Annotated in this window: 8 protein-coding genes; 5 read left to right on the forward strand and 3 right to left on the reverse strand. The window is 48.8% G+C overall.

Annotated elements, in window-relative coordinates; genetic code table 11:
* The first annotated feature begins 4 nt into the window (after positions 1-4).
* Together uvrC and pgsA are read left to right on the forward strand one after the other, a co-directional pair.
* Positions 5-1,837 carry an excinuclease ABC subunit UvrC gene (uvrC, locus tag BZG72_RS14350; protein WP_077639094.1) on the forward strand — a complete coding sequence of 611 codons (1,833 nt, stop codon included), beginning with the start codon at positions 5-7 and terminating at the stop codon, positions 1,835-1,837.
* Positions 1,838-1,886: 49 nt separating this feature from the next.
* Positions 1,887-2,447: a CDP-diacylglycerol--glycerol-3-phosphate 3-phosphatidyltransferase gene (gene pgsA / locus BZG72_RS14355; RefSeq protein ID WP_046073102.1), complete on the forward strand. Its 561-nt coding sequence runs from the start codon at positions 1,887-1,889 to the stop codon at positions 2,445-2,447.
* A gap of 145 nt (positions 2,448-2,592) precedes the next feature.
* On the opposite strand, the gene BZG72_RS14360 is transcribed toward pgsA, so the two are convergent.
* The 3 genes from BZG72_RS14360 to BZG72_RS14370 all read right to left on the reverse strand — a co-directional run bounded on the left by BZG72_RS14360 (position 2,593) and on the right by BZG72_RS14370 (position 6,419).
* Positions 2,593-3,960, reverse strand: coding sequence for an ATP-binding protein (locus BZG72_RS14360; RefSeq protein WP_077667106.1), 1,368 nt, complete (start codon positions 3,958-3,960; stop codon positions 2,593-2,595).
* Between the two features lie 3 nt (positions 3,961-3,963).
* Complete coding sequence (locus tag BZG72_RS14365; protein ID WP_046073104.1) at positions 3,964-4,638, reverse strand: response regulator; 675 nt, start codon at positions 4,636-4,638, stop codon at positions 3,964-3,966.
* A gap of 101 nt (positions 4,639-4,739) precedes the next feature.
* Entirely contained in the window at positions 4,740-6,419 is a 1,680-nt protein-coding gene (locus BZG72_RS14370; RefSeq protein ID WP_046073105.1) for an aspartate:alanine antiporter, read from the reverse strand.
* 679 nt (positions 6,420-7,098) lie between these two features.
* On the opposite strand from BZG72_RS14370, the gene BZG72_RS14375 reads away from it, so the two are divergent.
* The 3 genes from BZG72_RS14375 (at position 7,099) to BZG72_RS14385 (ending at position 9,176) form a co-directional block, all read left to right on the forward strand.
* Complete coding sequence (locus BZG72_RS14375; protein WP_077667107.1) at positions 7,099-7,602, forward strand: hypothetical protein; 504 nt, start codon at positions 7,099-7,101, stop codon at positions 7,600-7,602.
* The gene (locus tag BZG72_RS14380; RefSeq protein WP_077667108.1) at positions 7,599-8,048 is read left to right on the forward strand and encodes a hypothetical protein; all 450 of its coding nucleotides are present in this window, start codon (positions 7,599-7,601) and stop codon (positions 8,046-8,048) included. The genes BZG72_RS14375 and BZG72_RS14380 overlap by 4 nt, the downstream gene beginning before the upstream one ends.
* A gap of 96 nt (positions 8,049-8,144) precedes the next feature.
* The gene (locus BZG72_RS14385) at positions 8,145-9,176 is read left to right on the forward strand and encodes a phospholipase D family protein (RefSeq protein ID WP_077667109.1); all 1,032 of its coding nucleotides are present in this window, start codon (positions 8,145-8,147) and stop codon (positions 9,174-9,176) included.
* Positions 9,177-9,484: the final 308 nt, after the last annotated feature.

Here is a 9,484-nt window from a genome sequence, read left to right on the forward strand (position 1 = left end):
CGCAGTGCCGAACACCTTCGATGCCAAAAGTTTTCTGAAAACCGTTCCTCACCAGCCCGGCGTTTATCGCATGATGAACGCCGCGGGTGACATTATCTATGTGGGTAAGGCCAAAGATCTCAGCAAACGCCTAGCCAGCTACTTTCGGGTTCAGGTTTCCAGTGAGAAAACCAAAGCCTTGGTGCGTAACATCGCCGATGTAGAGGTGACGGTGACCCACACCGAAACCGAAGCGCTGATCCTTGAGCACAACCTGATCAAGCAGCATCGCCCCAAATACAATGTATTGCTGCGAGACGATAAATCTTATCCCTATATCTACCTCAGTGCTCACGAGCATCCGCGGCTAGCGATCCACCGCGGCGCGAAAAAGAAAAAGGGCGAATACTTTGGTCCCTTTCCTGATGCCAATGCAGTGCGCAAAAGCCTGCACCTATTGCAGAAAATATTCCCGGTTCGCCAGTGTGAAGACTCGGTGTATGCCAACCGCAGCCGGCCTTGCTTGATGTATCAAATTGGTCGCTGCTCTGGCCCTTGTGTGCCAGGGCTGATTAGTGATGATGACTACGCCGAGCAAGTCAATTTTGCCCGTATGTTTTTACAAGGCAAAGACCGCGAAGTGATCGACAGCTTGGTCGCCAAAATGGAAACCGCCAGCCAACAGCTGCAATTTGAAAAGGCGGCGGAATACCGCGACCAAATCCAAGCGTTGCGCCGCGTACAAGAGCAGCAGTTTGTCTCGCAAGACAGCGATGATGATATCGACGTTATCGGCTTTGCATTAGAAAACGGGGTGGCGTGCATTCATGTGCTCTTCCTGCGCCAAGGCAAAGTGCTGGGCAGTCGAAGCCACTTTCCTAAGATGCCGGCAGAAACCGACCCTGGTGAAGTGGTCTCAAGTTTTGTCAGCCAGTTTTACCTGGCGCAAGCGGAAGGGCGCACCATCCCCAGCCATATTCTGATTTCTGACGATATCGGTGATGATCTGGGTTGGCTATCGAATACCTTGAGTGAAATAGCCGGTCGCAATGTGCGCCTACAAAGCCGCCCGCGCGGGGCCAGAGCTCGCTTTTTGAAGCTGGCCAACACCAATGCGCGTACCGCTTTGACCAGCAAGATCAACCATCGGATGACCATCCAGAATCGTTATCAAGCGCTGCAAGAAACCCTGGGCTTAGAGCCGGTTAAGCGGATGGAGTGCTTTGATATCAGCCACACCATGGGCGAGAAAACAGTCGCCTCCTGCGTGGTGTTCAACCAAGACGGGCCGCTGAAAAAAGAGTATCGCCGTTACAACATTGAAGGGATCACCGGTGGTGATGATTATGCCGCGATGGCACAGGTACTGACGCGCCGTTATAGCAAGCAAGTCGAGCCAGAAAAAATCCCCGATATCATCGTGATTGATGGGGGTAAGGGCCAGCTTAGCCGTGCTTGGGAGGTGCTCGAGCCGCTGATTGCTGATTGGCCGGTTAACCCGCTCATTTTAGGGGTGGCCAAAGGTACCAGCCGTAAGCCGGGGCTTGAAACCTTGATTAAGGTCTCGGGCGAGGAGTTTTCGCTGCCCGCCGACTCACCGGCATTGCACCTTATCCAACATATTCGAGATGAAAGCCACGATCATGCCATTGCCGGACACCGCGCGGCACGGGGCAAAGCGCGCAAGCAAAGTGTGCTCACCCAAATTGATGGCGTAGGCCCTAAACGTCGCCAGGCCTTGCTGAAATACTTGGGCGGTATTCAAGAGCTGAAAAACGCCAGTGTTGAAGAAATCGCCAAGGTGCCCGGGATCAGCGCCACATTGGCAGAGAAAATTCATTCCTCATTGCAAGGTTAGTGGCAATGGGGCACCATAACCCAGTTAATCCTAAAATAAAAAGCTGAGCATGCGTCTAAATATACCTACCATTTTGACCTTTTTGCGCATTGCGCTTATTCCGGTCTTTGTTGTTGCCTACTATCTACCTTATGCTTGGGCGCCATTTGCGGCAGCATTGATTTTTGTGATTGCTGGCGCCACCGATTGGCTGGATGGCTATTTAGCGCGTCGCTTAAAGCAATCGACCCGTTTTGGTGCCTTTCTCGATCCCGTCGCCGACAAAGTGATGGTGGCGATTGCCATGGTGCTGATTGTTGAGCACTACGCCTCTATTTGGATCACGATTCCGGCGGCAACCATGATTGCGCGTGAGGTGATTATTTCAGCCCTGCGCGAGTGGATGGCAGAAATCGGCAAACGTGCCAGCGTCGCGGTCTCATGGGTGGGTAAATTTAAAACCGGCTCGCAAATGTTTGCATTGACCATGCTGCTTTGGCATGGCGCGCCTTGGATTGAATGGTTAGGTTACATTGCGCTGTACGCCGCCGCAGGCCTGACCTATTGGTCGATGTATCAGTACATGATGGCGGCCAAAGACGACTTGCTCGCCGACCCGGAAGAAGAATAAACCGGGCACTGAGCAAACGCATTCACGCCTGTTACCTACTCATAAAAACGCAGCCACGATTTGGGCTGCGTTTTTTGTTTGCTGCTGGTGGCAGTGCGAAAGCACCGGCCGGTTTATTGGCGTCGCGCTTAAGCTGACGTCTGGCTTAGCGCTTAGGAATGGTCAGCACAAAGGCCGCCCCTTGCAGCGGGGAGTCGCTGGCGTGGATGTTGCCATCGTAACTGGCAATGATTTCATCGCACACCGCTAACCCGATGCCAGTGCCAGGATTGAGCTGATCGGCGCGTACTCCGCGCTGGAATATGCTTTCCCGATATTGCTCTGGCACCCCGGGGCCATCGTCTTCAATCGCCAATTGCCACACTTCGCCGTGATCGTCGAGCCGGATTTGCACCGTTTCAAGGCAAAACCGATAGGCGTTTTCCAGCAAGTTACCGAGTAACTCCATCAAATCACTGCGGTGCACCGGTAAAGAGGCACTTTCATCAAACGCTCGCACTACTTTCACGGGTTTATCGCGATAGGCTTTATCTAACATGCCGGTCAGGCTATCAATCGGTGCGGTCAGTGGGCTATCTTCGCGTTTCAGTCCACATTGGCCCACCAATGCGCGTTTGAGCTGATATTGCACCATGTCATCCATCTGGCTGACCTGCTCCAAAATCCGCTTATTCAGCTGCTCGCGCGACAGATGATTATCATCGAGCAGGGCATTGGTGGCGGATAAACGCGTTTTTAAGCTGTGTGCCAAATCATCCATGGCGTGGCGATAACGGGATTTTTGCTTTTCCCGCTGGGTGATCATCCGGTTAAGCGCTTGGGTGACATCTTGCAGCTCATCAGGGTAATCGTTATCCAGTGTTTGCTGGCGTGATTCAGTAATCGCGATCAGCTCTCTGGCCAAGCGGCGCAGTGGAGAAAAGCTCCAATGACAGGCGGCGACCACGAGTGCCGACGCCGAGACAAACAGCAGGCTGATGTAAAACCAGGTCTCTGCTTCTAAATCGGCTAACTGTTGTTTTTGTTTGTCGACGTTGCGCAGCACAAACAGCCGATTTTCGCTATCACCGGGTTGTTTTTCTGATGAAAGCCGTTGCGCCACCACGTTAAAGCCAGCAATGGAAAGGTACTGCGGCTTTTTCGCTTCGTTAGGAATATGTGTGCAGATATCGTCGATATTAAACGCTTGCACATCGCGTGAGGTCCACAGCGTGTGGTTATCGGGTGTACATAGCACCGACATATAATCGCTGCTGGACGGGTCAAGCGATTGAATCCAAGCTGTCAGCTGGTCAGCGCGGATCAGCCCGTCTTTACTGAGCTGCGCCATCACCATCGGAATTTGTGAGGCCAGATCGCGCGAGTAAGCCGCCATTGAATTTTGCTGATACAGCTTATTAATCAAGGCCGCGAGCGCAATCGAGAAAAGGAGAATAATGCCAATGGAGGTGGCGAGTACGCGGGTGCGCAGTCGGGGGCGACATTGGCAAAGGGTAAATTGGCCTAATTTCATGGTTTACTCAGCTTGGATCTCGAACAGGTAGCCTTGGCCACGCACGGTCGAGATGGGGTTGTCGTGTCCGGTTTGGATCAGCTTTTTACGTAGACGACTGATCATCACCTCAATGGTGTTAGGGTCGCCATCTTGGTCATGATACAGCACATCGAGCAAGCGTTGCTTCGAGATCACTTCGCGACTGTGACGAATCAGGTACTCAAACAAATCATACTCAAAGGCGGTGAGCTCTAGCGCTTGCCCGTTGACGGTGACCGATTTCGCCAACAAATCTAACTCGATATCGCCAGCGGTGATAGTGGGCTTCACAAAACCGGCACTGCGACGCACCAATGCGTTTAGTCGCGCCACCAGTTCCGGCTTTTGAAACGGCTTTACCAAATAGTCATCGGCACCAGCATCTAACCCCGTGACTTTATCTTGCCAATTGGCGCGCGCCGTGAGCACCAAAATCGGCAGGCGCAGCCCTTTGGCGCGAATATCACGAATTAGGCTAATCCCATCTTGATCGGGCAAACCGAGGTCAACAATGGCAATATCATTGGGGTATTGGTCAGCGTAATAAAGCCCTTCGCTGGCAGTGCTGGCACAGCGAACATGGTGGCCGAGTTCACTGAGTTCGGTGTTCAGGTGATGACTTAAAATCGAGTCATCTTCAATAATAAGAACCTGCATAAAAGCCCCTGTAAAACAAAAAAGCGTCCGAGGTGGACGCCTTTATTATAGGTTTAATAAACTGAATTTTGGCTGACTCAGCGACCGTCTCCAGCGTGACGTTACACCAAAATAATCATCAAGGTGCCGGCTAAGGTCAAAATAACGTTGGCAATCGCATAAGTGCCCGCGTAGCCCAAGGCAGGAATAGTGCTGCGAGCATGCTCGTTGATCATATCCATCGCCGGCGCACAGGTTCTTGCCCCGATGATCGCGCCAAACAAGAGCGCGCGGTTCATTTTCAGCACATACGCGCCAATCAAATAGGCGACAATCACTGGAATAACACTGATCACAATGCTGGCCAAGATCACCGAAAAGCCCATGTCTGCGATGTAATCAAATAGCCGGCTACCGGCACTCAGTCCAATGCCAGCCATAAAGGTCATGAGGCCAAGATCTTTCACCATATTCAGCGCCCCTTGGGGCACATAGCCGAAAGTGGGGTGGTTGGCACGTAAAAAGCCGAGGCTGATCCCCGCCAACAGCAAGCCAGCGGCATTACCCAGGCCAAAGGTCACTTGGCCGAAGGTGAGGGTGATCATCCCCAAGCCCAGCCCCAAAATAAAGAAGCAGCAAAAGGCGAGCAAATCCGACATCTGACTATGAATCGAAATAAAGCCGATGCGGTCGGCCAAGCCTTTTACGCGGCTTTTCTCACCACTGATTTGCAGCACATCGCCTTTGTTGAGGATAATTCCTTGGTCCATCGGCATCTCAACCTGAGCGCGCACCACTCGGTTTAAAAAGCAGCCGTATTCAGACAGGTTTAAATCCGACAGCTTTTTCTGCGCCACGCTGTCGTTTTTCACCACGATTTCTTCCTCGACAATGCGCAAGTCGAGCAAATCGCGGTCAAACACTTCTTTACCGTTACGGAAGCTGGGGTCCAGCCGCGCATGGCTGTCGGGATAGCCCACCAAGGCAATCTCGTCGCCTTGCTGCAAAATGGCATCCCCATCGGGGTTAGCCAAAATGCCGTTACGGCGAATACGCTCGATATAACAGCCGGTTTGGCGATAAATACCCAGCTCACGCAGGTTGCGGCCATCAATCCAGTCGATCAATTCAGGCCCGACCCGATACGCACGAATAATGGGTAAATAGACCTTACGCTGTGATTCGCTGCCCAAGCCGCGCTCAATCGCAATCTGTTGGGCGGAGTGCTCAAGATTATGGCGCTGCAACTTCGGCATCAATTTCGCCAGCACAATCAAGCTCACTAGGCCGGTGAGGTAGGCCATGGCATAGCCGACACTGAGGTTATCAATCATCATCCCCAGCTGTTCGCCTTCCGCGCCGGTTAAGCCGGAGTTAAGCGCATCTTTCGCGCCCACCAATACCGGGGTGGCAGTGAGCGCGCCGGCCATCATGCCGGTGGCAATGCTGATATCCAGCCCCAAATGGTTTTGGAAGAACAGGGTTAAGCCAATGGCACTGAGTAACACCGCCAAGGCAAGCAATAGGTATGATTTTCCGTCACGGAAAAAGACGCCAAAAAAGTTAGGCCCCGCCTCAATGCCCACGCAATAGATAAACAGCATAAAGCCGATGCTGAGGGTATCAGGCGAGAAGGTGAACCCCGCGTTACCAAAAATGATCGCGGTGAACAACACGCCGATGGATCCGCCGAGTTGCACACTACCAATTTTGATCTTTCCGACTGCGAGGCCGAGGGCGAGAACCACAAAAAGGAGTAAAATATCGTTTTGGAGCAGGAGGTTATTGACGTCTATATTCACAGCACAAATGTCCGACAGAGCGTGCAGGGGATTAATGTGGTGAAAATTATACCAACCTTAATCACACTTTGTTGTACAAATTTAGTGAAATAAAGATTAATTTTGCGTAAAAAAACACCAGTTGCACGTTTTTTGGAAGCATCCACAAAAAATGGCAGCCTCGACTGGCTTTTTAGACCCAACCAACACGCCCGCAAGATCTTGGCCAAATCCTCGAAGCAATCTCACAGAATTAGCGCTAGCTAACATTTTGGACATTAGGGAATGAAAACGTTATCACGCCTCTGTTAGGCTAATCCTTACTACAAAAAGGGAAATGGCCTATCGGGTGCCCAAAACCGGCGGGCGGTAGCGTGGGAAAGGCTGGATAGTTAACCAGCTTATCGGTTAGCAAGTCGAATAGGATGCACGCTTTCTCATCAACCATTCACGCTTTCTCAGTTCAGTAAAATAAAAGAATATATTCATCAATGAGTTACATTACTAGGTTTGGGGATAGTGTGAATGCACCAGCCGTGATAGGCGGCACGCACACTTTCGCGGGGAAAAAAAACAGCCAGTAAAAGCGATAAATTCCAGTAATAACAGTAAGTTAATAAAGAAAAGGCGCGTATAACGGTTTTGGGGAAGTGAGCGTGTGCGCTAATACAATGTTAGCATTCCATCCAATGGAGATGACATGTCAGAAGAAGAAAATAAATCAGTAACATCTCAGGCTTTGTCGCCAATTGAGCTTATGGCAAAGGATTTGGGCTTAGATCCTTCATCGGTCACTGGCTTGAATATAAAGGATGTTATTAAGCAGGGTCCTGAGTCAGCACTTTTTATAGCCAGGGTCAGCCAAGTTTACCTGCAAAGCGATCACCTGAATAAGGAAGTAGAGCACTTGAAAGCAGAAAATACCGATCTTAAAAAATCATTAAAAGAATCGGATTCTAGATGTGCTGCTCTTGAAAAGACCAAATCTTCACTTGAAAAAGAAAATGACTATCTATCTAACAGAGCTCAAAATTCGATATTAAGTACGGTATTTTTCTCGCTCGGAAGTATCGCTATCGGTATAGCTGGATCATATTTTTCTCAAAACAATATTGAATCAGCATCGCTTTCTGGTGTTATCGGGGTTTCCTTGTCAGTTTTTGCCGCCTCTCTTTTGCTTAAAAAAGGAGGCTCTAAGAAATGAATTACGAAGAAAGAATAAGGTCATTGCAATGGAAATGGACGGCTGCCCATGCAACTATAAAGCGGTATGAGGGGCTCCTGAGAGAATTTCGTTTAACGTCGATAGGCATGTTCGTCTTAATGATTTCGAGTGCTGTTTTTCTTCCTAGAGACGAATCATCTAGTAATATTTTGCTAAGTTTCTCAGCAATACTTTGGGCGTCCATTTACACCATAACTTTAGGTCCTCATATCATTAGTAATATTTCAGGTCGGCGTCCGTTCGAAGAGGATTTAGATGAACTTAGGCATGAATATGCCGATTTCGAAGAAATTACAATTGAGTTGGAAAGAGCCCTTTATACACAGAGAAAGTATTATCGCTACGTACGAATGGCTACCATGCTTAGTATTTATGCTGTTTTGATGAGTGCGGCCGGCTTTGCGTACTTGTATCTACTAAAATAATGCTAACAAAGCGCTACTGTCGGACAAATTTTACGCTGCGCTCCAAATTTGCCGCAGAGCGCGGCGTTAAGCTGCACATCAAATTCGAGAGGTATTATGATGAAAGTTATTGCGGAGGATTATAGTTCTCCAAGAAAGCATGATTTAGAACTAGAACAGCTCGTATCGAATGCTGAAGTAACGGTAGATGTGGCTACTGCTTATCTTACCGATACAAAAATTCTCGCTCTAGCTAATAATTTAAAAGTGAGATTGTTAACGTCAGTTGCTAGTGCTGATCTGATTTCCGGTTCTACAAGTCTTGAAGCATTGCGTTGGTTACGTAGCAAAAGGATAGATATTCGAGTTTTACCTAGCTATCCTAAATTTCATGCTAAGGTTTATATTGCCGATAGGGAAAAGGCTATTGTTTCTTCCGCAAACTTAACCCATAACGGTATTAATAATAATATTGAGGTTGGGTTTTTTCTCGACGGGAAAGAACCTGCTAAATTGCAAGACTGGTTCGAGTCTATTTGGAATAAAGCATCTCCACTTACAGCTGAGTTACTTGATTCATTATCTCACGGAATAAATGAAATTGAATCTGAACTATCTAGTATTAAGAACAAAGTAAGGGTATTAGACAATCACCTAAACTCGGTTATGTCGGATTTATCATCATCCCATCTAACGGGTTTGGATAATGGCTCTAGAAATTTTTTTATATGTAACAGCGATCGAAGAAATGGTACAAGAACATCTGATGGTGGGTATTTACACGAAGAATTAATGCTCTCTTTGGGTGTGGCAATGGCGTGGGAAACTTTTAATTACCCTGAGCATATGTCCAGAGCTCGTATTGGTGATATAGTTTTTTTATTTGCGAAAGGTAAAGGTATAATTGCAATCGGGATTGTCACAGAAACAGTGATTGTCGCTGATGGTATAAGCCGAGAGCGTTTCTCAAGCGAAGCTGACACAAAAGAGTGGCGAATCTCGGTTAATTGGATAACACAGCGAAACAAGTCTTTGAACTATCGTCTCGATAGTCCGCCGTTATGTACATTTCTTGATATATCAGCTAACAAACACAAGGCTATTCGAGATGGAGTCTTAAATTACTTCTCCGAGAGTGGTTCAGCTTAACAAGCTGTTTAAGAGTGATTCGCAACGCGTGGCGTTTTTACTATGCGTTGGCTTATGTGTTTAATGTGGCATGCGGCGGCTTTGATATTGCGTTGCTCACACCTTAACAGGGCTACATGGATTCCCCCGTTCGTCAAGCATCCGCGAAGCGTATTGAGTTTGGTTTGGACTGCCGCTCTACATTCGGCCTTTTACTGACTCACGTCATGGCCCTGATGACATTGCGCGGTTGCAGTGCCTAATTCGTTAGAAGGCATCAAGGTGCCCGCCGCATTAACAGGCTCTCTGCAAATGGTCTTCACCGATAC

It is taken from the genome of Salinivibrio sp. PR6 (assembly GCF_001995955.1).
GTDB classification, from domain to species: domain Bacteria; phylum Pseudomonadota; class Gammaproteobacteria; order Enterobacterales; family Vibrionaceae; genus Salinivibrio; species Salinivibrio siamensis.

Excerpts from the sequence above, each read along its gene's own strand:
- BZG72_RS14380 (WP_077667108.1), top strand. The coding sequence starts at position 7,599 with ATGAATTACGAAGAAAGAATAAGGTCATTGCAATGGAAATGGACGGCT.
- BZG72_RS14375 (WP_077667107.1), top strand. The coding sequence starts at position 7,099 with ATGTCAGAAGAAGAAAATAAATCAGTAACATCTCAGGCTTTGTCGCCA.
- BZG72_RS14385 (WP_077667109.1), top strand. The coding sequence starts at position 8,145 with ATGATGAAAGTTATTGCGGAGGATTATAGTTCTCCAAGAAAGCATGAT.
- pgsA (WP_046073102.1), top strand. The coding sequence starts at position 1,887 with ATGCGTCTAAATATACCTACCATTTTGACCTTTTTGCGCATTGCGCTT.
- BZG72_RS14365 (WP_046073104.1), bottom strand. The coding sequence starts at position 4,638 with ATGCAGGTTCTTATTATTGAAGATGACTCGATTTTAAGTCATCACCTG.
- BZG72_RS14360 (WP_077667106.1), bottom strand. The coding sequence starts at position 3,960 with ATGAAATTAGGCCAATTTACCCTTTGCCAATGTCGCCCCCGACTGCGC.